The 23746-nt window shown below is 72.9% G+C and carries 21 protein-coding genes; 13 read left to right on the top strand and 8 right to left on the bottom strand.

Features of this window, described 5'->3' with window-relative positions; translation table 11 throughout:
* Positions 1-37: 37 nt before the first annotated feature.
* From ACH4TG_RS36860 to ACH4TG_RS36845, 4 genes are all read right to left on the bottom strand, one after another.
* Complete coding sequence (locus ACH4TG_RS36860; protein ID WP_398247048.1) at positions 38-1885, bottom strand: hypothetical protein; 1848 nt, start codon at positions 1883-1885, stop codon at positions 38-40.
* A 292-nt stretch (positions 1886-2177) separates the two neighbouring features.
* Positions 2178-2711, bottom strand: a complete 534-nt coding sequence (locus tag ACH4TG_RS36855; protein ID WP_398247047.1) for a CbrC family protein — start codon at positions 2709-2711, stop codon at positions 2178-2180.
* Positions 2712-2967: 256 nt separating this feature from the next.
* Positions 2968-3825, bottom strand: coding sequence for a CAP domain-containing protein (locus ACH4TG_RS36850; RefSeq protein ID WP_398247046.1), 858 nt, complete (start codon positions 3823-3825; stop codon positions 2968-2970).
* 269 nt (positions 3826-4094) lie between these two features.
* Positions 4095-4658, bottom strand: coding sequence for a hypothetical protein (locus ACH4TG_RS36845; protein ID WP_398247045.1), 564 nt, complete (start codon positions 4656-4658; stop codon positions 4095-4097).
* 35 nt (positions 4659-4693) lie between these two features.
* On the opposite strand from ACH4TG_RS36845, the gene ACH4TG_RS36840 reads away from it, so the two are divergent.
* Positions 4694-5446 (top strand): response regulator transcription factor, encoded by a 753-nt coding sequence (locus tag ACH4TG_RS36840; protein ID WP_398247044.1) that lies wholly within the window; start codon positions 4694-4696, stop codon positions 5444-5446.
* Entirely contained in the window at positions 5443-6981 is a 1539-nt protein-coding gene (locus ACH4TG_RS36835) for a HAMP domain-containing protein (protein WP_398247043.1), read from the top strand. Before ACH4TG_RS36840 ends, ACH4TG_RS36835 begins: the two co-directional genes overlap by 4 nt.
* Positions 6982-7132: 151 nt before the next feature.
* Here ACH4TG_RS36835 and ACH4TG_RS36830 read toward each other — a convergent pair whose 3' ends face one another.
* Entirely contained in the window at positions 7133-8047 is a 915-nt protein-coding gene (locus ACH4TG_RS36830) for an alpha/beta hydrolase (RefSeq protein WP_398247042.1), read from the bottom strand.
* Between the two features lie 109 nt (positions 8048-8156).
* Here ACH4TG_RS36830 and ACH4TG_RS36825 point away from each other — a divergent pair, with 109 nt between their 5' ends.
* Entirely contained in the window at positions 8157-8603 is a 447-nt protein-coding gene (locus ACH4TG_RS36825; protein ID WP_398247041.1) for a MarR family winged helix-turn-helix transcriptional regulator, read from the top strand.
* Between the two features lie 174 nt (positions 8604-8777).
* Here the strand turns inward: ACH4TG_RS36825 and ACH4TG_RS36820 are convergent, their stop codons facing one another.
* Positions 8778-9596: a phytanoyl-CoA dioxygenase family protein gene (locus ACH4TG_RS36820; RefSeq protein ID WP_398247040.1), complete on the bottom strand. Its 819-nt coding sequence runs from the start codon at positions 9594-9596 to the stop codon at positions 8778-8780.
* 145 nt (positions 9597-9741) lie between these two features.
* On the opposite strand from ACH4TG_RS36820, the gene ACH4TG_RS36815 reads away from it, so the two are divergent.
* Positions 9742-10602 (top strand): helix-turn-helix domain-containing protein, encoded by an 861-nt coding sequence (locus tag ACH4TG_RS36815; RefSeq protein WP_398247039.1) that lies wholly within the window; start codon positions 9742-9744, stop codon positions 10600-10602.
* Positions 10603-10638: 36 nt separating this feature from the next.
* Here ACH4TG_RS36815 and ACH4TG_RS36810 read toward each other — a convergent pair whose 3' ends face one another.
* Positions 10639-11502 (bottom strand): helix-turn-helix domain-containing protein, encoded by an 864-nt coding sequence (locus ACH4TG_RS36810; protein WP_398247038.1) that lies wholly within the window; start codon positions 11500-11502, stop codon positions 10639-10641.
* Between the two features lie 71 nt (positions 11503-11573).
* Here ACH4TG_RS36810 and ACH4TG_RS36805 point away from each other — a divergent pair, with 71 nt between their 5' ends.
* On the top strand, positions 11574-12428 hold the full coding sequence (locus tag ACH4TG_RS36805; protein ID WP_398247037.1) for a phytanoyl-CoA dioxygenase family protein: 855 nt from the start codon (positions 11574-11576) through the stop codon (positions 12426-12428).
* On the opposite strand, the gene ACH4TG_RS36800 is transcribed toward ACH4TG_RS36805, so the two are convergent.
* Positions 12425-12754, bottom strand: coding sequence for an acetylxylan esterase (locus ACH4TG_RS36800; RefSeq protein WP_398247036.1), 330 nt, complete (start codon positions 12752-12754; stop codon positions 12425-12427). The genes ACH4TG_RS36805 and ACH4TG_RS36800 overlap by 4 nt on opposite strands.
* 120 nt (positions 12755-12874) lie before the next feature.
* Between ACH4TG_RS36800 and ACH4TG_RS36795 the strand changes: the two genes are divergently transcribed.
* The 8 genes from ACH4TG_RS36795 (at position 12875) to ACH4TG_RS36760 (ending at position 23719) form a co-directional block, all read left to right on the top strand.
* Positions 12875-14194, top strand: coding sequence for a Gfo/Idh/MocA family protein (locus ACH4TG_RS36795; protein ID WP_398247035.1), 1320 nt, complete (start codon positions 12875-12877; stop codon positions 14192-14194).
* An 8-nt stretch (positions 14195-14202) separates the two neighbouring features.
* Positions 14203-15183, top strand: a complete 981-nt coding sequence (locus ACH4TG_RS36790; protein WP_398247034.1) for a LacI family DNA-binding transcriptional regulator — start codon at positions 14203-14205, stop codon at positions 15181-15183.
* Between the two features lie 195 nt (positions 15184-15378).
* Positions 15379-16650, top strand: coding sequence for a glycoside hydrolase family 5 protein (locus tag ACH4TG_RS36785; RefSeq protein ID WP_398247033.1), 1272 nt, complete (start codon positions 15379-15381; stop codon positions 16648-16650).
* Between the two features lie 170 nt (positions 16651-16820).
* Positions 16821-17852, top strand: a complete 1032-nt coding sequence (locus ACH4TG_RS36780) for a LacI family DNA-binding transcriptional regulator (protein ID WP_398247032.1) — start codon at positions 16821-16823, stop codon at positions 17850-17852.
* Positions 17853-18058: 206 nt separating this feature from the next.
* Positions 18059-20317 carry an endo-1,4-beta-xylanase gene (locus ACH4TG_RS36775; protein WP_398247031.1) on the top strand — a complete coding sequence of 753 codons (2259 nt, stop codon included), beginning with the start codon at positions 18059-18061 and terminating at the stop codon, positions 20315-20317.
* Between the two features lie 6 nt (positions 20318-20323).
* On the top strand, positions 20324-21787 hold the full coding sequence (locus tag ACH4TG_RS36770) for an ABC transporter substrate-binding protein (RefSeq protein WP_398247030.1): 1464 nt from the start codon (positions 20324-20326) through the stop codon (positions 21785-21787).
* Between the two features lie 13 nt (positions 21788-21800).
* Positions 21801-22811 carry a carbohydrate ABC transporter permease gene (locus ACH4TG_RS36765; protein WP_398247029.1) on the top strand — a complete coding sequence of 337 codons (1011 nt, stop codon included), beginning with the start codon at positions 21801-21803 and terminating at the stop codon, positions 22809-22811.
* A 14-nt stretch (positions 22812-22825) separates the two neighbouring features.
* Positions 22826-23719, top strand: coding sequence for a carbohydrate ABC transporter permease (locus ACH4TG_RS36760; RefSeq protein ID WP_398247028.1), 894 nt, complete (start codon positions 22826-22828; stop codon positions 23717-23719).
* The last annotated feature ends 27 nt before the right edge of the window (positions 23720-23746 follow it).

Here is a 23746-nt window from a genome sequence, read left to right as displayed (position 1 = left end):
GGGCCGCCGGACCCGGGTGAGATCGGAGTAGTCCTGCTCAGCCGCAGCCGACGCCGAACGAGTTGGCGCCGGAGGCGGCGGCAGGGCTCGTGGACACCGTCAGGCCGACGTACGGGCGGGCGCCGTCCGGAGTGAAGGTCAGCCGGTCGGTGAACGTGTAGCTCTGCGAACCCTTCGGGAACTGCGCGGTCTGCGGGCTGTTGACGGTCACCGCACCCTGCGGCGAGCGGCTGGAACTGCGCCACCAGGCCAGGTGGAGCGTGCCCGCCGCGGAGCCGTCGTACCGCACGATCACCGTCGCGGTGGCGGTGCGGCGCTTGCCCCCGGTGCACTTGAAGTCCGTGACGGACACCGAGGCCACGCGGGGGTTCGCCGCACCCGGGTGCGTGGGCCGGGCCGTGGGCACCGTGGCACCCACCGTCGCGGACGGCGTCGTCGCCGGGCTGCCGCCGGACGGGGTGGCCGGTGCGGTCGGCGTGGCCGTGGGCGTGGCGGACCGGGACGGGCTGGCGGTGTGCGAGGGGGTGGGGCTGCCCGCGGAGCTCGACGGCGCGGTGCTGACGGGCGCCGCGGGGGTCGTCGCCCCCGTGCTGGCCGGCGCCGCTGCCGCGGTGGTGTCCGGCGTGCCGGGGTCGGCGGCGGCGCTGCCCTTGTCGCTGCCCGAGGCCACCGCGGTGATCGCGGCGACCACCGCGATGGCGGCCACGGCGGCGACCGTCACGAGCTTCGCCCGCCGCCCGAACCGCGGCGGCCGCTTCTCCCCGCCCTCATCGGAGCCTTCGGGCGCCACTCCCTCGCTGCCCCCGAGCACCGCGATGATGGCGTTGGCGCCGATCGTCGCCTTCCGGGCGTCCGCGGGCTGCGCGGCCTCGGGCGCCGGGGCGGGCGAGGCCGGAGCGCCGGGCGTGGCCGCCTGGGCTGCGTCCGCCGTGGGCCCGGCGGGGCCCGGCGCCTGCGGGGACTGGGCGTTCTTCGCGGTCTTCGAGGTCTTCCCCGACGTCTCGGCGTTGCCGGCGCTTCCGGCCTTCGCGGCCGACTCGGTCTGCGGGGCGGAAGGCTCGTTGCCGGTGGGGGAGCCGGCGCCCGGCTCGGCGTTGTCCGCGGCGGCGGCGGTCCCGGCTGCCGCCGCCTTGACCGCCGTGCGCTTGGCCGCGGCCTGCTTGGCCGCCGCCGGCTTCTTGGCGGGGGCAGCGGACTTGGCGGACCTGGCGGCCGCCTTCTTCGCGGCAGGGGCGGCCTTGGCGGACTTGGCCGTCTTCTTGGCGGGTGAACTCGTGCTCCCGGCAGGCGAGTCGGTGCCGGGGCCGGCGTCCTGCGGCTTGGCGGTGGTGGCCGTTGCGGCGGGAGCCGCGATGGCCGCGGCGGCTGCCTTTGACGTGTCGGCCGTGGTGCTCTCGGCGGGGGCGGGCTTCCTGGGCGCGGGGGCCGATTCGGTGGCCTTCTTCCCGGCCGGCGTACGCTTCGCCGGCACGGCGGTCGTGGCGGCCGAAGCAGCCGCCGCGGGGGAGTCGACCGGGCCGGCGTCCTGCTGAGCGGGCTGTTCGGCCGAAGTGGCCTTGGCCGGAGGGCGCTTGGCTGCCGCTGCCTTCTTGGCCGGAGTCGCCTTCCTTGCCGGAGTCTCCCCGGACGGGGTGGCCTTGGCCGTCCTGGCGGCAGGGGTGCGCTTGCGCGGTGCCGGGCCGGTGGCCGGCGTGGCGGGCGCGTCCGCGGGCGCGGCCTCGTTCCCACCGGTGGGCTGCGAGGCATCAACCGGCGAACCGGCGGCCTTCTTCGCCGCACGGGCCGAGCGCCTCGCGGGGGTCGGGGCCGGTTGTCCGGCGGGGGGAACCTGCGGCGTCGTGCCGTCAGTGCCGCCGGATATGCCGGTGCCGTCGATGTCGTCCACGTGATCCTGCCCCTCGCACCGCCCCCTGCCAGGGGCCGTTGGTCGTATGCCCTCGACCCCTGGTCGCGTGCGGGGTCTCGGGAGGCCCGCCCCCTGCCTGAGGGCGTCGTGGCAACCCTCAAGTCCCCGAGGGGAAGGCTGTGAGGATCAAGAGGGTACTGCCTTCGAGGCATCCCTCCGACCAACCCCCCGACCGCCCGCGGCGAAGGCCCAACGCCCGCTCCACCGAGGCCCGGAGGACTCTGCCGGACGCCCGCCGGCCCGGGCTCCTCGGGCTGATCGCCGGCCGCCCTCAGGAAGAGTCGACGTAGGCGAGGTGCGTGCCGCACACGGTGCAGCGGAAGAGCATGGCGGTCGCCGATGTGCCGAGGTGCGTCAGGAACCGCTCGAGCTGCTTCTCGTCGTGCCAGCCGTCGAGCCGCATCTCGGCCCGCAGTTCGTCGAGGGGCTCGGGATGCGCGGCCAGCTCGGCGTACCCCACCTCGCCCACGAAGGCCGCGGCGTCCTGGCAGTGGACGAGCCAGCGCGGGTCCTGCCAGGCGTGGAAGCCGGGAGTGCGACGGGTGACCTCGTGCAGGACGTCCTCGCTGACATCGGCGAGCCCGTAGGAGTCGCAGAACTCGCCCGCGAAGCGTGCGGCCGCGCTCCCGTCCGCGATGCACCACGGGCAGAAACGCCCGCTGACCTCCTCGGCGCTGTAGAAGCTCGCGGTGTAGATCCAGCCCGTGTCGCGGTCGCAGCAGGCGCATTTCTCGGCGGCCTCGCGGATGGACCCGCTGGCCACAGGGTCCGCGTGATAGCGGAAGACGGGCAGCCCGGCATTCATCGCCGCTCGCCGGTCCGCGCCTGGCCGTCGCCTGCTGGTCCCATGGAGGGCAGTCTGTCCGCACGGACCGTCCGCGATCAAGCCGCGACGCCGGATCACGGAGCCGCGACGCCGGATCACGGAGCCGCGGCGCCGGAACGCGGCGCCCCGCCGCCGAGGCGGACGGCCGTCAACGCGCCGCAGGCTCCGGCAGGTTCGCCAACCGGCTTTTCTGCCGGGGTCGTTGCAGTCGTGAGGGATCATCCGGCCGTCTCCGTCACTGCAGGGAGGCGAAGTCCTGGGTGAGCCAGACCGAGCCCTTGGTGTCGCGGTGGACGGCGATGCCGATGCGGGTGAAGCCCGACGAGAGGATGTTGCGGCGGTGGCCGTCGTCGGGGGGCTGCTCGTCGAGCATGCCCTGGGTGAGGCTGACGGCCATCGCGGCGATGGCCTCGGGAGTGTCGGCGACCGGGCCGCCCACGCCGATGTTCTCGCCCGCGGACGTCCAGTGGACGCCGTTCGCCGACTCGCGGTCGCCGAACGCCGGTTCGCCCGGGCACTGGTGGGACAGACCGCAGCCGCCGGCCATCACCGCGTTGTGCTGCGCCGCACTGCCGCCCAGGCCGTCGAGCAGGGTGTACGCGGGCAGGCCCTGCTGGGCGCGCGCCTTGTTGATGAGGGCGAGGACCTGCTGGACGGCCAGGTCGGTGGCGGAGGTCGGGGCGGGCGAGGCGGGAGCGCTCGGCGTGGTCGGATGCGCCGAGGGCGTGGGGCGGTGGGTGGGGGCCGGCGCGGACGAAGCGGTGGGTGAGGCGGTCGGGGCCGGCCTGGACGACGTAGGCGCGGGCCGCGCGGACGGCGACGCCGGGGCCGAGGCGGGCGGCCGGGCCTCGTGACCGGCCTGCGTGGACCAGGGGCCGCCGGCGTGCTCCAGCCACTGCGCCGGCAGCAGATGGACGTGGCTCCCGGCGCCGGCCGCCTCCGCGTGGTGGTGCCCGGGATGTCCCATGCAGGCGAACGCGGTGCCGCCGCCGACCACGACCAGCGCGGCGGCGCCGCTGACGGCTATCCGCACCCGGGGCTTGCGCGGTGCGCGGTGGCTGCGCTGCGGTGGGAGGCGACGGTGCGAACTCATCGGGGCTTCTCTCCTGGGGCGCCGGGGACGTCGGGCGACGGCCGGGGACGGCGTCCGAACGGCCGCGGAACGGTGCGCGGTGGGGGTGTGCACCGGGGACAGAAACCGGACGGCCGTTCGGACGCGCACCACCGTAGGACGTCCCCGACCTGCGCAGAACGCTTCAGCGAGCGCCTTAATGCTCCGTTGAGAAACGCCTTAACCCGCGCTTCGGTTGGGCGGCGGAGCAGCCCTCGCCCGCGGTGCACTCCCCTCCGCCCGCGGCGCCGTCACCACGACGTCTCCGTCGTCACCGCCTTCGGCTGCGGATCCAGCGTCGCGGTGATCTGCGACCGGTGGTGCGACCCGGAGAACGTGACGACCAGCGAATCCGCCGAGTCCTGCTCGGTGCTGGTGGTGAAGCCCTGCGCGGGCACCGCGGACACCAGGCACACCGCGTTGTCCCCCCAGCGGATGGTGACCTGCCCGCCCTGCGCCTGCACGGCGTGCGCACCGACGCCGCCCGAGCAGTCGTAACCCTGCCCGCTCGCAGGGGGTTTGGGCGTCGTGGTGGCCGGCGACGCGGTGCGGGTCGGCGTGGGCCGGGTCGTCGCGGGCGCGGTGGGCGACGGACGGTGCGTCGGCGTGGCACGCGCGGACGACACCGGCGACGGCTTCGGCGCCATCGTGCCGGTGCCGACCGTCGGCGCGCCGAACGCGGTCGGCATCCCGTGCGCCGTCGGCGGCAGCGGGGCGGTGGAGTGCACCACGAACCGCACGGTCAGGAAAACGGCGGTCACGGTGACCGCCGTGCAGGACAGCCAGACCAGGAAGTAGCGCAGCAACCGGGGCACGGGACCATCATGGTCGATCCGCTACCGTGTGCCGCATGGCCAGCGTCCTGGTGATCGAAGACGACCCGGTCATCCGCTCCTCGCTGCTCGAGGCGCTGACCGCGTTCGGGCACGTCGTGCGCAGTGCCGCCGACGGTTTCGGCGGGCTGCGCGAGGTGACGCAGACGCGGTTCGACGCCGTGGTGCTGGACCTCGGGCTGCCCGACATCGACGGGCGGGACGCCCTGCGGATGCTCCGCGGCATCTCTCAGGTGCCGGTGCTGGTGGCGACCGCCCGCGACGACGAGAACGAGATCATCCGGCTGCTGGACGCCGGCGCCGACGACTACCTCGTCAAGCCGTTCTCCGGCGGGCAGTTGCAGGCCCGGCTGTCCGCCGTACTGCGCCGCACCCACCGTCCCGAGCCCTACCGGCAGCCGCTGCCGGGCGGTCCGCCGGCCGTCCGCGGAGCCGGCGGCGCCGCGCTGCCGCCGGCGGTCCGCGCGGCGCCGCTGCGTGTCGGCGAACTCGACATCGATCCGCGCGCCAGGACCGCCGCCCTGGCCGGTCGCGAACTCGACCTGACGCGACGCGAGTTCGACCTGCTGGCGTATCTCGGGCAGCGGGCCGGGGCGGTGGTGTCCAAGCAGGAGCTGCTCGCCGAGGTGTGGCGGGAGCCGTACGTGGACGACCAGACCGTGCACGTCCACCTGTCCGCGCTGCGCCGCAAGCTCGGCGAGCAGGCCGCCCGGCCGCGGTACCTGCACACCGTGCGCGGCGTCGGATTCAAACTGGTCGCACCCCGTTGAGAAGGACCCTGGCCGGCATCGCCCTGGCGGTCACCACCATGGTGGCCCTGTCCTTCTCGATCCCGCTGTCCCTGCTGGTGCGGTCCGAGGCCCGCACCCAGGCGGTCACCGCCGCGGAGCAGCGGGCCGCCGCCCTCGCGCCGGTGCTCGCGCTCACCACCGACGTGGCGAGCCTGCGGGCCGCGGCCGCCAGCGTCGATCCTGACGACCGGCTCGCCATCCACCTGCCCGGCGGCACGCTGCTCGGCGCGACGCACGCCCCCGCGGCGCTGCTGCGCAGGGCGCAGAGCGCGGGGGAGTCGCTGGCCCGGGACGTGCCGGACGGCTGGGTCTACCTCCAGCCGGTGGTGCTCGGGGGCGGACGGGTCGCGGTCGTCGAGGAGTTCGTACCGTCCGCCGACCTGTCACGCGGGGTCGCCGAGTCCTGGTGGGTGATGGCGGGGCTGGCGATCGGGCTGGTGCTGGGCTCGGTGTTCGTCGCCGACCGGCTGGCCGCGCGCGTGGTGCGCTCCTCCCGCCGGCTGTCGGACGCCGCGCACGCGCTCGGCGAGGGCGACCTGGACACCCGGGTGGACCCCATGGGGCCGCCCGAACTGCGCGAAGCCGGAACGGCGTTCAACGCGATGGCCGAGCGGATGGTCCAGCTGCTCGCCACCGAACGCGAGTTGGTCGCGGATCTGTCCCACCGGCTGCGCACCCCGTTGACCGCCCTGCGCCTGGCTGCGGAGCAGCACGAGATGCGGCCAGGGGCCCTTCCCGGCCCGGCAGTCGCCGGACCTCCAGGGCCTTCGGGGCCCGTCGCCGCCGGCGGGCGCGGTGACCCGCGGCGGCTCACCGCCGCGATCGACGCACTGGAGGACGAGCTCCAGGCGATCATCGAGACCGCCCGCGCGCCGTTCGACGTCCGCCCCGCCGGTACGACCTCCTCCGCCGCCCGCACCCGGAAGGCACCCGCGGCGTCGGGGTCGGACCGGTCAACTGGAGCGTTCCCGGCGCCCTCGCCCGGTGACCCGGTACCGGCGGCCGACCCGGCTCGCTGCGAGGCCGCCGACGTCACCTCGGCGCGCGCCGCCTTCTGGGCGGTGCTGGCCCGCCAGCAGGACCGGGCGTTCGACCTGCACGTCACCGCCGAGTCCAGCACCGTCGCCGTGCCCGAGGACGAACTCATCGCGGTGATCGACGCGTTGGCGGGCAACGTGTTCCGGCACACCCCGGCGGGCACCGCCTTCGCGATCCGGCTTGAGCGCAGCGCGCAGGCGGTCACGCTCGTGGTCGAGGATGCCGGTCCCGGCATCGCCGACCCCGAGGCGGCCGTCGCGCGCGGCCGAGGCGACAGCTCCACCGGGCCGTCCACCGGCCTCGGCCTGGACATCGCCCGCCGTGCAGCGTCCGCCACGCGCGGGTCCGTCACGATCACCCCCGGCGGTCTCGGCGGCGCCCGCATCGCCGTCACCTTCGCGCTCGCCGCCGAACCCGTCCGCGCGTCGCGCCTGCACCGGAGCCGGCGCCGCGGGTTCCTGCGGTCCCCGCGCTGAGCCGGTGCGCGGCCGGCCGCGCAGGGCGGGAACCGTACGGCCGCGCAGGGCGGAACCGTACGACCCGGGGCTCGACGGGACGGCGGCGTACGGCCGTTGCCCTCTCCCGGCCCTGGCCCCCGGCCCCCGCCCTGCTCCGGCGGCCCGTCCGTCAGCGGACCGTCGCGAGGCGGCCGGCCTCCAGGTGGGCGGTGAGGAAGCGGGCGGCGCGGTCGAGCGCGGCGTCCGCCTCGTCGAGGCGGCCGTAATGGTGCTGGAAGACGTGGGGCAGCCCGGCCCCGATCTCCAGGGTGACCTCGACGCCGTCGGCGCCCGCACGGCCGGCGAGCCGCACGGAGTCGTCGAGCACCATCTCGTTCGACCCGACCTGCACCAGCAGCGGGGGCAGCCCGGCGAGGTCGGCGAACAGCGGGCTGGCCAGCGGCTGCGTCCGGTCCTGCGTGCCCAGGTAGAGATCCGCGTAGTCCCGCAGGTCGGCCTCGACGAAGATCGGGTCCGCCTCCTCCTTGGCGCGGATGCTCGCCCCGCTCAGGGTGAGGTCCGTCCAGGGCGAGAAGAGCGCCACGGCGGCCGGCTGCGGAAGTCCGGCCTCGCGGGCCGCGAGCAGCGTGGTGAGGCCGAGGCCGCCACCGGCGGAGTCGCCGGCCACGACGAGGTCCCGCGGGTCGGTGCCGGACGCCAGCAACTCGCGGTAGGCGGCGAGCCCGTCGTCGACCGCCGCGGGGAAGGGGTGCTCGGGCGCGAGCCGGTAGTCCAGCGAGGTCGTCCGCAGCCCGGCGCGGCGGGCCAGTTCGCCCACCAGGCCGGCGTGCGTGTCGGGCGACCCGATGGCGTAACCGCCGCCGTGCAGGTAGAGCAGCCGCCCGCGGGCAGCGGCTCCCGCCGGCTCCAGCCCCAGGGCGGGCCGCCCCCCGAGGACGGTCCTGCGGGTGGTCACGCCCTCCGGCGCGGGCCGGGCGATGGCGGCGGCGAAGCCGTCGCGCTGCTCCTCGACGGTGGGCGGCTCCTCGGGCCGGGGGACGGAGCGGAGCAGGGCGTCGAGTGCGTCACGCTGCGGTCGGGACATGGCGGGCCTCCATCGGTCGGGATGCGAGGATGGATTCCTGGGAATCCATCTGCTCGTACCCAACCAGATTCCAGGGAAGATGATTCCTAGGAATCCACTGGAGGTTTTTGTGAGCCACGTCACCCCGGTCTTCCTCGACCTCGTCCGGGTCGAGACCCGCCTCTACAACGCGGTCAGCGCCCGGCTGCGCGCTGAACACGGCCTGGGTCTCGGGCAGTTCGAGTTCCTGGAGATCATCGACCGCGTGCCGGGGTGCCGGGTGCTCGACATCGTCGGGGAACTGGCCATCACGGTGGGGGCCGTCAGCAAGGGCGTCGACCGGCTGGTGGCCGCGGGATGGTGCGAGCGGCACGCCCACCCGCACGACCGGCGCTCGTCCGTCCTCCGCCTCACCGCCGAGGGCGAGGACCGGTTGGCGGCCGCGCGCCCCGCTGTCGCCCGCGCGCTCGCCGACCTGACCGCCTCGGTCCCGCCCGACGACCTCGCCCGCCTCGCCACCACCCTGACCGCCCTCCGCGCCACCCTCGAAGCCGCCGCCCAGGGCCAACCGGGCTGAGCCCAGGCCGCTGGCCCCCGCCGGCACGCCGGCGGCCCTGAGCGACGGGGACCGGATGGACGTGTTCGGCCCCGACGCCGAAGGAGCCCTCCACCGGCAGACCTACCGCACCGGCGGCAGCTGGTCCCCGTGGGCCACCGTCGCACCGCCCCTGCCGTGAGGCCCGCGTGAGCGCTACAGGACGGGGTTGAGAGGGGTGTCGGGGATCCGGCCGGCCTCGGTGCCGGGCATCCAGTCGCGGTCGCGCGCCTGGTGCACGTTGGTCGGTTCGGTGACCCGGATGTCGGCGTCCATGTAGATGACGGTCATCACACGCCGCGGCTGCGTGCCGCGGTTGGGACCGGCGTGGTGGAAGGTCCAGCCGCGGTGGAAGCTGGCGTCGCCGAGGGCGAAGGGCTCGACGACGTCCTCGAAGTCCTGCTCGGCGACGGCCTGCTTCAGCTGCCGCTCGGACTCGTCGGAGATGGGCAGGTCCCGCCCGTGGGAGAAGTTGTGGCTCCCGCGGGCGAAGGCCAGCGGGCCCATGGCGAGCGGGGTGTCCTGGAGGGGCAGCCAGACCGTCACGCAGCGGTCAGAGGACAGCGGCCAGTAGTACTGGTCGGCGTGCCAGGGGGTGATGCCGCCGCCGGGCTCCTTGTACAGGGCCTGGTCGTGGTAGAGGCGGACGGCGTGCACGCCCAGCAGCGCGGCGGCGATGCCGGCCAGCCGGCGGGAGAACACCAGCCGCCTGACGGTCTCGTTCTCCCGCCACAGGTTCGACACCTGGAGGAACGCCCTGCCGTAGGTGTCGCGTTCGGCCAGGGGGAGGTGCTGGGTGTTCAGCCGGATCACCTCGGAGGTGATGACCGGCTCGAAGCGGGCGATCGTCTCCGGCGACAGCACGCCGGACAGGTGCACGAAGCCGTCGCGGGTGAAGTCGGCGGCGGCGGTGGGGGACAGGCCCTCGTACGGGGCGTCCAGCTCGTCGGTCGGCGCGTGCGTCATCGCGGTCATGTCGACTGCCTCCACATGCGGCAGGGGCGGGTTTGCGGCCACCACCGTCGCATCCCGCGGGCCGGCCCCGCCACGCCGCTGTTGCCCACTTCCGGTACGCAGTTGCCACTTACCCGGGGGGGTGCCGCGGGCTACCCTGGCGGGCGTGAAGCCGCGCTACGAGCAGCCGCGCACCCTCGACGGGACCACGTTCCTCAGCTACATCCGGCGGGAGCGCGCCTTCGGCTTCGGCTGGCACTACCACCGCGAGTACGAACTCACGCTCATCACCGAGGGATCGGGCACGCGCTATGTGGGTACCACCGTCGAGCGCTACCACCCGGGAGATCTCGTCCTGCTCGGCCCCGACCTGCCGCACACCTTCACCTCCGAGCCGTACGAGGGCTCGGCCGAGGCCGCGGTGACGCAGTTCCGGCACGACTTCCTCGGCCCCGGGTTCTTCGCCCTGCCGCAGTTCCGCACCCTCGGCGGGCTGCTCGCGCGATCCGCCCGCGGGCTGCGCTTCGACGGCGCGGGGGACGACACCAGGGCGGAGCTCGCCCGGCTCCCCGCCCTGGAGGCCACGGCCCAGACCGTGGCGCTCCTCGACGTTCTGCGCCGCCTCGCCGCCGATCCCACCGCCGCCGCGATCACCGGTCCCGGATACGCGCCGGCGCCGAGCAGCGCCGTGCGCGACCGCGTCGACGCCGTGTGCCGCCACCTCCAGCAGACCCACACCGGGCCGGTGCACCAGGAGGAGGTCGCCGCGCTGGTGCACATGTCGCCGACGTCCTTCAGCCGCTTCTTCCGCACGGCGATGGGCCGCACCCTTACCGACCACGTCAACCAGCTGCGGGTGGAGACCGCCTGCGGGCTGCTGACCGGCACCTCGCTTCCGGTCACCGAGGTCGCCGCGCGCAGCGGCTACCGCAACCTGTCCAACTTCAACCGGCGGTTCCGCGAGCTGAAGGGCCTGCGGCCGACCGAGTACCGGGCCGCCCACCGGCAGCCGGTTGTCCCCGGCTGACACCGGCCGCGCGCCGCGCCTCACCGCGGCGTGCCGTCACCGCGCCAGCCTGCCCGTGGCCGAACGGCGGTACCGGGACGGCGTGGTGCCGGTCTCGCGCCGGAAGGCCGTGGCGAAGTGCTGCGACGACGAGTAGCCGAGGTCGGCCGCGAGGGTGGTGACCGGCACGTCGGTCTCGGCGAGCAGCAGCCGGGCGCGTTCCATCCGCAGCCGGGTGCGGTACCGGCCCGGCGTCTCGCCCGTCTCGGCGTGGAACAGCTCGGCCAGGTGCGCGGGCGACAGGTGCACCCGCGCGGCCAGCCCGGCGACGGTGAGGCCGTCGGCCAGGCGGTCCTCGATGAGCCGTGCGGCGGTGGCCACGGCCGGGTGCAGCGCGAGCCGGCGGCCCGGCCTGCCTCCCTGGGCGAGCCGGGTCGCCTCCGTCACCAGCAGGGCGGCGGAGTGGGCCAGGCCCGCCGCGCGCAGCGGCTGGTACGTGGTGACCTCCCTCAGGAACAGCTCGAAGGGGGCGACCATCGACCCCGCGTCGGGGACGGCGAACGGCCGCCGCTGCCGCCACACCGGGTGCAGGTCCTCCGCGGGCACGAGGTCCGCGGGCACGAGCGCGGCGAACAGGAAGTGGTAGGGGGCCGTGCTGGAGGCAGCCATCGCGTGCGGCACGTCCGGGGGCACCGCCAGCAGGCCGCGCGAGGGCACCTCGCACGTCCGGTCCGCCACCGTCCACGTGGTCGGCGGGCCCGCCAGCTGCAGGTACAGCTCCCAGGCGTCGTGGGTGTGGGTGCCGATCACCCAGCTGGTCGGCGCGTGCTGGTCGCCCGCGTGACGCAGCCCCCGAACCCCGGCGTGCTGCAGATGCGCGTGGAATCCGGCGCTCAGCCCCGTGGGGCGATCGATGGACACCCGAGCATTGTGTACGTGCACCCGGCTCGCGTGCACGCGCCGGCTGGGCAACCGCCCGTAACGTCCCGGGTATGGCGAACGAGACGCTCAGCGCACTTCCGACCGACGAGGACGTGGCGTTCTACCGGGAGAACGGCTACTGGATCTCCCCGCCCCTCCTCGCCGACGACGTCCTGGATGCCGCCGAGCGCGGCATGCGCCGCCACCACGCGGGCGATCTGGACCACCGCATCGCCGGCGAACCGGAGGGGTCCTTCGGGGGCTGGACCCCGGCCGACGGCGACGTGCTGCGCAAGAACGACGGCGCCTGCCTGCGCGTCGACGAACTGGCTCTCCTGGTACGCCAGTCCGTCATCGCCGGCAGCGCCGCCCGGCTGGCCGGGGCCGACGAGATCCGGCTGTGGCACGACCAGTTGCTGTACAAGCCCAGCGGTGCGCGGCAGCAGGCCAACGTCGGCTGGCACACCGACCGGCGCTACTGGCTCGCCTGCTCCAGCGAGCGGATGCTGACCGCGTGGGTGCCGTTCCACACCGTCACCGAGGACCACGGACCGGTGATGTTCGTTGCCGGAAGCCACCGTTGGGACTCCCGGACCGACCTGGACTTCTTCGACCAGGACCTGTCCACGATCGACCGGTACGCGGCCGAGCGCGACCTCAGGATCGTCAGCGCCACGCTCACCCGGGGACAGGTCTGCTTCCACCACTGCAGGACCATCCACGGCAGCGGCCCCAACCGCAGCGGCGAACCGCGCCGGTCCGTCGCCATCCACCTGCAGCCCGGCGACAACCACCACGTGGCGGCGCGCAACCCCGACGGCAGTGTCGCCGGCCACCACAACGACCGGCTGACCGCACGTCCGGACGGCACGCCCGACTACGCCGATCCGGCCGTCTGCCCCCGGCTGTGGCCGCCCGCCGCCTAAGCCGGCCGAGCCGACCGCCCGTCCCACCCGGCGAACGAGGCGTCGTAGACCTGCACTTCGGTCAGGGACGCGTCGTGCGGGCGGAACTCGGCCGCCAGGTCGTGGCCCGCCGCCTCGTCCAGGGTGCGCTTCCAGAACGCGTCGAAGTCCGAGGGCTCGTCCCGTGCGGGGCGGTACCCGCGGAGCTCGTCGAGGGGCAGGTCGAACAGGACCATCCGGGCTCCCGGTGGTGAGGTGCGGTGGCGGCGCGGCCGGGAGGCGCGCAGGCGCCGGTCGGGCGTGCTGCGCACGCCGCCCGGGCAGGGCGCGCATGCGCTGCCAATCATGCGCAACCGACCTCGGTCCGTCTACTGCCTGTGCAAGCAATTCCCGTGACAGGCAAGGGGGAACGAGCCCTTGACATGATTTTGCAAGCGCATGCAGAGTGGCGGTGAGGGAGGTGAGCGATGACCGTTCACGCACGTGCCGCCATCGTCGGCACCGGAAATCGCGCCCAGCAGTTCACCGAAGGTCTCGCCCGCCGGGAGCACATCGAGGTCGCGGCCTTCTGCGACCCCAACCGGGTGCGGATGGCGCACCACAACCGGCTGCTGGCCGCCGCCGGCCGGCCGCAGGCCGCCGTCTACCCACCGGACCGCTTCGGCGAGATGCTCCGTGCCGAGCGCGTCGACACCGTGGTCGTCACCACCGTCGACGCCCTGCACGACGGGTACATCGTCGCCGCGCTGCGCGCCGGCTGCCGGGTCGTCACCGAGAAGCCCATGACCACCGACGCCGAGCGCTGCCACCGCATCCTCGACACCGTCGGCGAGACCGGCGGCGACCTGTCGGTGGCCTTCAACTACCGCTTCAACCCCGTGCACGAGCTGGTCCACCGGCAGCTGCGGGAGGGCGCCGTCGGCGACGTCGTGTCGGTGCACTTCGAGTGGCTGCTGGACGTGCGCCACGGCGCCGACTACTTCCGGCGCTGGCACCGCGAGAAGGCGAACAGCGGCGGCCTGATGGTGCACAAGGCCGGCCACCACTTCGACCTGGTCAACTGGTGGCTGGGCAGCCGCCCGCAGCGGGTCTTCGGGCTCGGACGGCTCGCCTTCTACGGCCGGGAGAACGGCGAACGCACCGGCTACCGCCGGGACTACGAGCGCGCGCACGGCTCGCCGGCCGCAGCGGACGACCCGTTCGCCCTGCACCTGGCGGAAAACGAGGGGCTGCGCGCCCTGTACCTGGACGCCGAGCAGGAGGACGGCTACCACCGCGACCGCAACGTCTTCGGCGACGGCATCACGATCGAGGACGACATGGCCGTCCTGGTGCGTTACGCGACGGGCGCGACCATGTCGTACCACCTCACCGCCTACTCGCCCTGGGAGGGCTACCGGGTGATGTTCAACGGCACCGGCGGCCGGCTGGAGCTGGAGGTCGAGGAGAGCCTGTGGCAGCGGCCGCAGGCGAAGGTCACGTCCGCCAGGGGAGCCGTGCACGGCGACACCGAGATGGAGCACGCCGGCGGCGCGCGCATCCGGGTCCGGCCGCTGTGGCAGCCGCCGTACGACGTGGAGATCCCCGCGTTCGACCACACCGGCCACGGCGGCGGGGACGCCCGGATGCTGCGGGCGCTCTTCGACGGCGAGACGGGCCCGGCCGGCGGCGCGCAGACCGCGACCGCCGTCGACGGCGCCCTCGCGCTGGCCACCGGACTGGCCGCCAACACCGCCTTCGCACGCGGCCAGGCCGTCGACATCGACGACGTGGTGCGCCTCAGGTGACCGCCACCATGGCCGACGTGGCACGCGAGGCAGGGGTGTCCGCCTCCACCGTCTCGCGGGTGTTCAGCCTGCCGGACACGGTGCGGGCCGACACCCGGCAGCGGGTGCTCGACGTCGCCCGGCGGCTGGACTTCACGCCCAACCGGCTGGCGAGTTCGCTCGCCCGCGGCCGCACCCGGACGCTGGGCCTGCTGGTGCCGGACGTGGCCAACCCGTACTACGCCGAGATCGTCAAGGCCGTGCAGCACCGGGCACGGGCCAAGGAGCAGGCGCTCTTCCTGGCCGACACCGGCGACGACCCGGCCGACGGCCTCGCACTGGCGCGGGCCATGGCCCGGCAGACCGACGGCCTGCTGCTCGCCGGCCCGCGGATGGACGACGCCATGGTCCGCGAACTGACGCAGGCGGGCCCGGTCGCGCTGATCGGGGCGCGGCTCGCCGGGACCGACAGCGCCTACGCGGACCTCGGGATCGGGATGCGGCACGTGGTCCGGCACCTGGCCGCGCTCGGCCACCGCCGGATCGTCTACGTCAACGGCACCCGCACCGCCCGCACGGCCGGGCACCGGCAGCCGGTGCAGGAGGCGTGCGACGAGCACGGCGTGGAACTGGTCGAGCAGCTCGGCCCGTTCGACCTCACCTTCGACAACGGCGTGGCGGCCGCCGACCTGGTGCCCACCAGCGGCGCCACCGCGGTCATCGCGCACAACGAGATGGTGGCGCACGGCGTCGCCGGCGGGCTCGCCCGCCAAGGCCGGTCCGTCCCGGGCGACTTCAGCCTGGTGACGGTCGACGACACCTTCATGGCCCGCACCATCTACCCGGCGCTCACCGCACTGCACATCCCCCTCGACGTGATGAGCGCCAGGGGAGTGGACCTGCTGCTGCAACGGATCGACGACCCTGACGGTGAGCCGCGGCACGCCGCACTGCCGACGAGCCTGGTGGTCCGGGCCTCCACGGCACGCCCCGGCGCCGCGCGCTCCTGAGCGGAGGCGCCCCCGCGCACCAGCGCCCCGGGCAAAGGGCCCGGGGCTGAGGCCCCGGCAGGGCTGCCCCTGGGCAAGAACACCCGGCAGGGTGCCCCGGGTCAGAGCGACCTCTCCCCACCGTCTCCACGACCTCGTACCTCGCCGCCTCCACCCGAGAAGGCGGCGACCCCCACCGAGAAGGAGGAACGGTCCATGCACCACACCGTCAGGACCTCGGTCACCACCGCGGCCCTACTGCTCGCCGCAACCGGCCTGGGCACCGCGGCCCAGGCCCAACCCGTCCCCGTGCAGGCCGAACCGGCAGCTTCGCCGGTCCGGCCGCAGGCCACCGCCGCTCTGCTGGGCGACGGCTACCTGGCATCCCTCGGCAGCCAGATCGTCGACTCCACGGGCAAGCGCGTGCGGATCGCGGCCGCCGCCCTGCACGGCAACTCCCGCCTCGACCAGAACACCATCGTCAACCAGGACAGCCCGCTCGCCGGCCTGGACGCCAACATCCGGGCCATCCGCAACGCCGGATTCAACACGGTCACGCTCGCCTGGAGCGACGCCAGCCTCCACGACGCCAACGCCGCCGCCTACCTGGCCGGCCTCGACGCGGTGGTCGCCGCGGCCAAGAGCAACCTCCTCAAGGTCATCCTCAACCACCACAACGACGAAGGGCAGGCCGGCAACGGCAACTGCCTGGCGCAGCAAGGGAACGGCCTCTGGTACGACAGCGGCCCGGGCACCGACGGGACGGACGGGTGCGGCACGCCCGGCACCGTCACCCAGGCGTCGTTCCTCGCCGACTGGAAGCAACTCGCCACCCGCTACAAGGGCAACGCCACGGTCATCGGCTTCGACCTGGACAACGAGCCGCTCGCCTACCCCGGCGAGAGCACCTGGGGCGACGGCGGCGTCACCGACATCCACGCCATGTACACGGACGTCGGCAACGCCCTGGAGACCATCGATCCGGGTGTGCTGATCATCTGCGATGGCCCGCAGAACTACGGCGGTTCGTACGCCGGCGGCGCGGGCGTCACGGCACCCGAGGGCGACCTCACCGCGGTCGCCGCCCACCCCGTGGTGCTCTCCGACGCCAACGCGGGCCGGGCACGCGTCGTCTACTCGGTGCACGAGTACCCGTACTCCGTCGCCCACATCGACCCGGACAGCGGCCCCGCCGCGGTCCAGCGCTACAACGCGGTGTGGGGGTACCTGGTGACCCAGGGCATCGCCCCGGTGTGGATCGGCGAGGCCGGCGCCCCGATGTCCAGCGCCGACGACACGGCCTGGGCGGACACGCTCACCTCCTACGTCAACGGCCAGCAGGGGGCCGGCGGCGGGCCGACGTTCGCCGGCACCGAGAAGGGCGTCAGCGTCACCTGGTACGTCTGGGACACCCAGGGACTCGGCGCGCTCAACGCCGACGGGACGCTCAACCAGCAGCGCTACGGCGTGTACTCCCAGTGGCAGTGACCTGAGCCCGCACCCAGGGCCCCGACTCCCCGATTCCCGGCGGAACTTGCCCGGTCCTACGCATTGACGTTGGACCGTTCCAACAGTAAGTTCCCCATTCAGTGTTGGACTGGTCCAACAGATCTGTCGCAACCGGTCGTTGGACCAGTCCAACGGAAAGAGGAAACGGCATGGCAAAGCTCACCATTCGCGATATCGCCCGGCTCTCCGGACTGTCGAAGTCCACGGTCTCCCTGGTGCTCAACAACAGCCCCAAGGTGGATCCGGAGACGCGCCGCCGGGTGATCGCCGTGATGCGCGAGCACCATTACGTGCCGAGTTTCGCGGCCACCGCGCTCGCCAAGGGCAACACGGGCCTGATCGGCATGATCGTGCCCGGCCTGACGTGGCGCTTCATGGCCGACATCAACTACGGCGTGGCCAAGGTGGTCGAGGACACCAAGTACGAGATCGTCCTGTTCACCAGCACCAACGAGCGCGACTACGGCGGCGCCATCGACCGCGTCATGAGCTCCGGCCTGTGCGCGGGGCTCATCGTGGTCAACCACGACAAGCAGCCCCTCGACCGCCTGGTCGACCTGCACCGCGGCGGCCTGCCGGTGGTGCTGATCGACACCCTCGGCGCGGCGGGCGAGCTGCCCGCCGTCGGCGCAGACAACCACACCGGCGGACTGCTGATCGGCCGCCATCTGCTGGGCCTCGGCCACCGCCGGATCGCCAGCATCCTCGGCCCGATGGGCCACCCCTACGTCCAGGAACGGCGGCGGGGGCTGTGGGACGCCCTGCGCGAGGCCGGCCTGGAGCCCGACCCCGGCCTGGAGGCCGAGACCGGCTTCGAGGAGGCGCTGGTCCGCCGCCGCACCAGGGAACTGCTGCAGCTGCCCGCGGACCGCCGCCCCACCGCGCTCTTCGCGTACCACGACTCGGCGGCCTTCGCCGTGCTCGACGAACTGCTCCAAGCCGGCGTGCGGGTCCCGGAGGACGTGTCGGTCGTCGGCTTCAACGACATCGACGCGGCCGCCCACGTGCGGCCCCCGCTCACCACGGTCCGCCAGCCCTTCGCCGACATGGGACGGCAGGCCGCAGGAATCCTCCTGTCGGTCCTCGACGGGGTCGAACCCGACGAGCAACCCCGGCAGATCGTCCTCGACACCGAACTGATCGTCCGGGAGAGCACCGCTCCCGCCCCCGCCGACCGCTGAATTCCCGTACATCCCCCCGCGCATCCCCCCACGGATCTCTTCATTTCACACCGCCTCAGCACGCCGGTGGAGCCGCAGCACGGAGAGCAGCAGAGCGCCGTGCCCACCGATACCCCGGAAGGGCCGAATCCATGAGGCATTCCCGGAGACACCGCTACCCCCCACATATCGCCCGGGCAAGAAAAGCAGCGGCCGTTCTCGCCGCATTGCTCCTCGCCGCCCTGGGAATCCAGGCGGTCCCCGGCGCCGCCCGCGCCACCGCCGACCCGGCCGAGGTCCTGGGCCCCGACCCGCTCGCCGCCTTCACCGAGACCAAGGGCGATCCGGCGCCGCAGTACCGGGTCCTCCCCGTCAAGGGCTCACCCGACTTCAGCAGCGCCCTGCAGATCACCACCACCACCGACCCGAAGAGCGCCGGGCTGGACGGCGAGTACGAGATGACGCTGGGTGTGCGGACCGCCGCCCCCGTCCAGGCGAACGACGCCGCCGTGGCGACGTTCTGGGCCCGCTCGGTCACCCCGCCCGCCGGCTCCTACGCGGGCTCCGCCACCTTCGTCTTCGAGCGCGACGGGGGCTCGTACAAGAAGTCCGTGACGGCCGCGCTGCGACTCACTCCCCGCTGGCAGAAGTTCACCTTCCCCTTCCGGTTCGCCGAGGACTACGCGCCGGGCGAGGCGCACGCCAACCTGTGGCTGGGCTACGGCGCGCAGACCCTGCAGATCGCCGGCCTCTCCGTCGCCGACTGGGGCCCGGGCGACCCGGCGGGCTTCCCCAAGGTCACCTACCAGGGTGAGGAGGCGGACGCCGCCTGGCGCAAGGCCGCCGATCAGCGCATCGACCGCTACCGCAAGGGCGACCTCACGGTCCGCGTCGTCGACACGCACGGCAAGCCGGTGCCCGGCGCGTCGGTCACCGCGGACATGCAGAGCCACGCCTTCGACTTCGGTACCGCGGTGGACGCCGCGACGATGATGCAGAACACCAGTGACGGCCAGAAGTACCGGCAGGCCGTCACGAACGGCGACTTCAACCAGATCACCTTCGCCAACGACCTCAAGTGGGCGCGCTGGGAGACCCCCGGCTACCAGCAGAGCATCACCCAGCCCGCGATGAAGTGGGTCCGCCAGCAGGGCATGGCGGTGCGCGGCCACAACCTGGTCTGGCCGTCCTGGGGCAACCTCCCGGCCGACCTGCAGGGTCTGCAGAACGACCCGGCCGCGCTGCGGGCCCGGATCGACGGCCACATCACGGACGAGGCCGGCACCCTCACCGGCGACATCGACAAGTGGGACGTCGTCAACGAGCCCTACTCCGACCACAACCTGCAGGACATCCTCGGCCCCGACGAGATCGACAGCTGGTACGCCCTCGCCAAGCAGGCTGACCCCAAGGCCCGCACGGTCCTCAACGACTACGGCGCGATCGAGAACGACGGCTGGTCCACGCGCCACCAGGACTACCTCTACGACCTGGCCCAGCAGCTCAAGGACAGCGGCAGCCCGATCCAGGGGCTCGGCCTGGAGAGCCACTTCACCGCCCAGCAGCCCACCCCGCCGGAGACCGTCTACTCCCTGCTGAACCGCTACGCCTCACTCGGACTCCCGCTGGAGGCCACCGAGTTCGACGTCGCCACCGACGACCAGCAGCTGCAGGCCGATTACACCCGCGACTTCCTGACGATCCTCTTCAGCCACCCGGACGTCACCGCGATCAGCAACTTCGGCATCTGGGCGGGGAACTCCTACAACCCGCAGACCTCCCTGTACAACCTCGACTGGTCGCTCAAGCCGAACGGGCAGGTCTGGCACGACCTGGTGACCAAGCAGTGGTGGACCAACGCCGCCGGCACCACCGGCGCGTCCGGCAGCTACCGCACCCGCGGCTTCCTCGGCGACTACGTGGTCACGGTGACGGCGAACGGCGCCACCGAGAAGGTGCACGTCCACATGCCGTCCAACCAGGGCACGACCGTCACCGTCGTCGCCGACGGCACCTCCTCCGACGACACCAACCTGCTGGGCAACAACGCCGACGCCGAACTGGGCAGCGTCGACTGGTACGGCTTCAGCCCGAGCACGGTGCGGGCCGAGACCACCACCGTCCACTCCGGCACCGGCGCCGTCCGCTCCACCGGCCGCACCGCCGAGTGGCAGGGCCCGGCCGCCGGCGTGCAGGTCGCCTCCGGCCAGAGCTACAACGCCGGCGCGTGGGTGCGCCTGGCGTCCGGCGACGACACCACCGCGCAGATCCGGATCAAGCTGGCGTACACCGACGGCACCTCCGAGTCGATCCCGCTCGCCTCCGCGACGGTGTCGACCGGCGCCTGGACCCAGTTGAAGTCACCCTCCGCGGTGCCCCTGGACTTCCACGGCAAGACCCTCAGCAAGGCCGAGTGGTGGGTCAGCACCGCAGCCGGCACCGGCGATCTCCTGCTCGACGACGCATCGCTCACGAACGGAGCCTGAATCCCCATGTCTCCCCTCAGCAGACGCGGCTTCCTGACCGCGTCCGCCGCCCTCGGCGGCACCGCACTGACCTCCGCGCTGACCGGCTGCTCCTCGTCGTCGTCCTCGACGCCCGGCACCACCACGATCGACCACTGGGACTGGTTCGTCAGCCAGGAGCCCTGGCTCAAGCAGGAGATCGCCCTCTTCGAGAAGCAGCACCCCAAGATCAAGATCAAGCGCACCGTCCAGGTCAGCGACAAGTACCCGGACCTGATCAACCTCGCGTTCCGCGGCGGCAGCGCCCCGGACCTGCTGATGATCCCCAGCACGCCCGCGCTCCAGGAGCAGGTCGCCGACGGATGGCTGCGCACCCTGGACGACCACGCGACCCCGCAGTGGCGCGGCCGGTTCCCCGACGGGAACTTCTACAACGGCGTCGACATGGTCGAGGGCAAGGTCTACAGCGCCCCGTTCAGCGGGCAGGCGCCCTGGCTGCAACTGTACGTGCACAACGGCCTGTTCAAGCAGGCCGGCATCACCAACCCGGACGGCTCGGCCAAGGTCCCCAAGACGTGGGACGACGTCACCGCCGCCGCGGAGGCGATCACCGCCAAGAGCGGCGGCAAGGCGTACGGCCTCGGCTTCGGCAACGTCCCCAACACCTCGCTGCCGTGGTGGGTCGAGCTGTTCGTCCGCGGCGCCGGCTCGCCCGCGGGCTACGGCGTCGACCTTCTCGACTACCGCGTCGGCAAGTGGACCTTCGGCTCCGACCGCAACTACGCGGACTTCGTCGAACTGCTGCTGGAATGGAAGAAGAAGGGCTACGTCTACCCCTCGTCGATGTCCATAGGCGACGAGCAGGCGCGGGCGTTCTTCGAACGCGGCAAGTTCGGCATGATCGTCGGCGGCGTGTGGAACCAGTCCACCTGGACCCAGCACCACTTCACCGACTACAGCCTGACAACGCTGCCGTCGCCGACCGAGGCCCCGAAGGCGTTCTTCTACTACCCGCCGGGCGGCCACCTGTGGGCGCTGTCGAAGGACACCAAGGTCTCCGACGAGGCGTGGACCTGGTTCGACTGGCTGTACAGCCCGGCGGCGGGACAGCGCTGGGTGGAGTCCGGGCAGGGCCTGTCGATCTTCCCCGAGGCCAACAAGCAGGCCAAGGTCGGGTCCAAGCAGTTCCAGGACTACATCGACATGCGGCAGTACGCGCTGCCCATGCCCGTCCCGGCGATCCGCAACCCCGACGTGTCCAAGGTCGTCATCCCGACGGTCACCCCGGACCTGCCGGACGTCCTCGCCGGGCTGTACTCCGGCCAGTTGAAGGACGTGAGCGGGGCCCTGTCGGCCCTGGAGGACCGCCGCAACAAGGCCCTCGCGGACGGCGTCAAGCAGGCCCAGGCCAAGGGCGCCAAGGTCAGCCTGGCCGACTGGGTGTTCAAGGACTGGGACCCCACCAAGCCGTACCAGAACAAGCCGGCCTGATCCGGAGGCTCGTGTGCAACTCCTCGACACCGCCGCCCCGAAACCGCCCACCGGCGGGCGCGGGGCGGCGGCCCCCGCGGTGACCGCGCCGGCGCACGGCCGCTGGCAGCGGATCAAGGCCGCCCGGTGGAGCTATCTCTACCTGGCGCCGCTGATGGCCCTGCTGCTGACCTTCGTCGTCTACCCGATCTTCGGCTCGCTCGCCTACGCCTTCTACCGCTGGAACGGCATCGGCTCGCCCGGCGACTACGTCGGCCTCGACAACTTCCGCCAGATCGCCCACGACTCCATCTTCTGGCGCGCCGTCGGGCACACCTTCGTCTACGCGATCGTCGTGGTGCCGATCCAGCTGCTGATCGCCCTCGTGCTGGCCCTCACGCTCAACAACAGGAAGCTGCGCTTCGCCAGCTTCTACCGCACCCTGTTCTTCCTGCCGGTCGTCACGTCGCCCGCCGTGGTCGGCGTCATCGTCCAGCTGATGCTCTCCAACTTCGGCGACAGCCTGAACGGCTGGCTGCTGGACGCCCACCTGATCGGACGGCCCGTCGACTGGCTCGGCAACCCGAAGATCGCCCTCGGCATCATCATCCTCGTCGGCGTGTGGCAGACCCTCGGCTACAACCTCGTCTACTTCCTCGCCGGGCTGCAGACCATCCCCGAAGAGGTCTACGAGGCCGCGAAGATCGACGGCGCCGGCCGGCTGCGCACCTTCACCCACATCACCATGCCGCTGCTGCGGCCGGTCGGCCTGATGATCGTCATCCTGGCCTTCATCGGCTCCTTCCAGGTCTTCGACCTGGTGCAGGTGCTCACCGGAGGCGGCCCGTACTTCGGCACCGAAGTGGTCAACACCTACATCTACCACCTGGCGTTCGGCGGCAACCAGGCCGCGGCCACCGAGCCGAACGTCGGACTGGCCTCCGCGGCCTCCTTCTTCTACGGACTGCTGCTCATCGGCTTCTCGGTGCTGCAGGTGCTCCTCTTCCGTTCCCTCGCCAAGCGCCGCGCCACCGGGCGCGCCTGAAAGGAGGCAGCGACATGGCAGTCCTGGTCTCCGCCGGACGGCGCGGCCGGCCGGCCGCGCTCACCCGCCGCCGGGCCGCCGCCCGCCGCACCGCCGGCCGCTCCCTGACCCATCTGCTGCTGCTCGGCGGCGGCCTGCTGTGGCTGTTCCCGTTCCTGTGGACCCTGGGCAGTTCCCTCAAGAGCCCCGACGGCTTCTTCTCCAAGGGCCTGAACCCGCTGCCGGACGGGGTGCACGCCGGCAACTACAGCAGCGCCTGGCAGCAGGCGTCGTTCGGCCGCTACTTCCTCAACACCGTGCTGATATCCGGCGGTTGCGTCGTACTGGTGCTGGTCGCCACGTCCATGGCCGGCTACGTCCTGGCCCGCACCGACTTCCCCGGGCGCAAGGCCTGCATCGGGCTGATCTCGGTCACCCTGTTCCTGCCGCACGGCTACACGATCATCCCGATCTTCGACATCGTGCGTGGGCTGCACCTGCTCAACACGGTGTGGGCGGTGATCATCGTGCAGGCGTCGAGCGGCCTGGTCTTCGCCACCTTCCTGTTCATGGGCTACTTCTCCACGATGGACCGGCAGATCGAGGACGCGGCCAGGGTGGACGGTGCCAGCTTCCACCAGACCTTCTGGCGCGTGATGCTGCCGCTGTCCGGCCCGATGCTCGCCACCGTCGGCCTGTTCACCTGCATCAGCGCCTGGAACAGCTTCTTCATCCCGCTGGTGTTCACCCTCTCCAAGCCAGAACTGCGCACGCTGCCGGTGGGGATGTACTCGTTCGTCGGCCAGAACTCCACCGACTGGACGTTCCTGTGCGCCGGTTCGGTGATCTCGCTCGTGCCGATCGTGGTGATCTTCCTGCTGCTGCAGCGCTACTTCGTCAACGGCCTGGCCGGCGCCGTCAAGGGATAGCCCCGCAGAACCCCGCGCCACCCTCCC

The organism is Streptomyces sp. NPDC020917, assembly GCF_044333795.1.
Classification (GTDB): Bacteria; Actinomycetota; Actinomycetes; order Streptomycetales; family Streptomycetaceae; genus Actinacidiphila.
The sequence above is the reverse complement of the archived record's forward strand: the minus strand, read 5'-3'. Positions and strand labels throughout refer to the sequence as shown.

Bases quoted from the DNA above. Each gene is read 5' to 3' on its own strand.
- ACH4TG_RS36855 (WP_398247047.1), bottom strand. From the start codon at position 2,711: ATGAATGCCGGGCTGCCCGTCTTCCGCTATCACGCGGACCCTGTGGCC.
- ACH4TG_RS36850 (WP_398247046.1), bottom strand. From the start codon at position 3,825: ATGAGTTCGCACCGTCGCCTCCCACCGCAGCGCAGCCACCGCGCACCG.
- ACH4TG_RS36840 (WP_398247044.1), top strand. From the start codon at position 4,694: ATGGCCAGCGTCCTGGTGATCGAAGACGACCCGGTCATCCGCTCCTCG.
- ACH4TG_RS36830 (WP_398247042.1), bottom strand. From the start codon at position 8,047: ATGTCCCGACCGCAGCGTGACGCACTCGACGCCCTGCTCCGCTCCGTC.
- ACH4TG_RS36820 (WP_398247040.1), bottom strand. From the start codon at position 9,596: ATGACCGCGATGACGCACGCGCCGACCGACGAGCTGGACGCCCCGTAC.
- ACH4TG_RS36805 (WP_398247037.1), top strand. From the start codon at position 11,574: ATGGCGAACGAGACGCTCAGCGCACTTCCGACCGACGAGGACGTGGCG.
- ACH4TG_RS36800 (WP_398247036.1), bottom strand. From the start codon at position 12,754: ATGATTGGCAGCGCATGCGCGCCCTGCCCGGGCGGCGTGCGCAGCACG.
- ACH4TG_RS36795 (WP_398247035.1), top strand. From the start codon at position 12,875: ATGACCGTTCACGCACGTGCCGCCATCGTCGGCACCGGAAATCGCGCC.
- ACH4TG_RS36790 (WP_398247034.1), top strand. From the start codon at position 14,203: ATGGCCGACGTGGCACGCGAGGCAGGGGTGTCCGCCTCCACCGTCTCG.
- ACH4TG_RS36785 (WP_398247033.1), top strand. From the start codon at position 15,379: ATGCACCACACCGTCAGGACCTCGGTCACCACCGCGGCCCTACTGCTC.
- ACH4TG_RS36780 (WP_398247032.1), top strand. From the start codon at position 16,821: ATGGCAAAGCTCACCATTCGCGATATCGCCCGGCTCTCCGGACTGTCG.
- ACH4TG_RS36770 (WP_398247030.1), top strand. From the start codon at position 20,324: ATGTCTCCCCTCAGCAGACGCGGCTTCCTGACCGCGTCCGCCGCCCTC.
- ACH4TG_RS36760 (WP_398247028.1), top strand. From the start codon at position 22,826: ATGGCAGTCCTGGTCTCCGCCGGACGGCGCGGCCGGCCGGCCGCGCTC.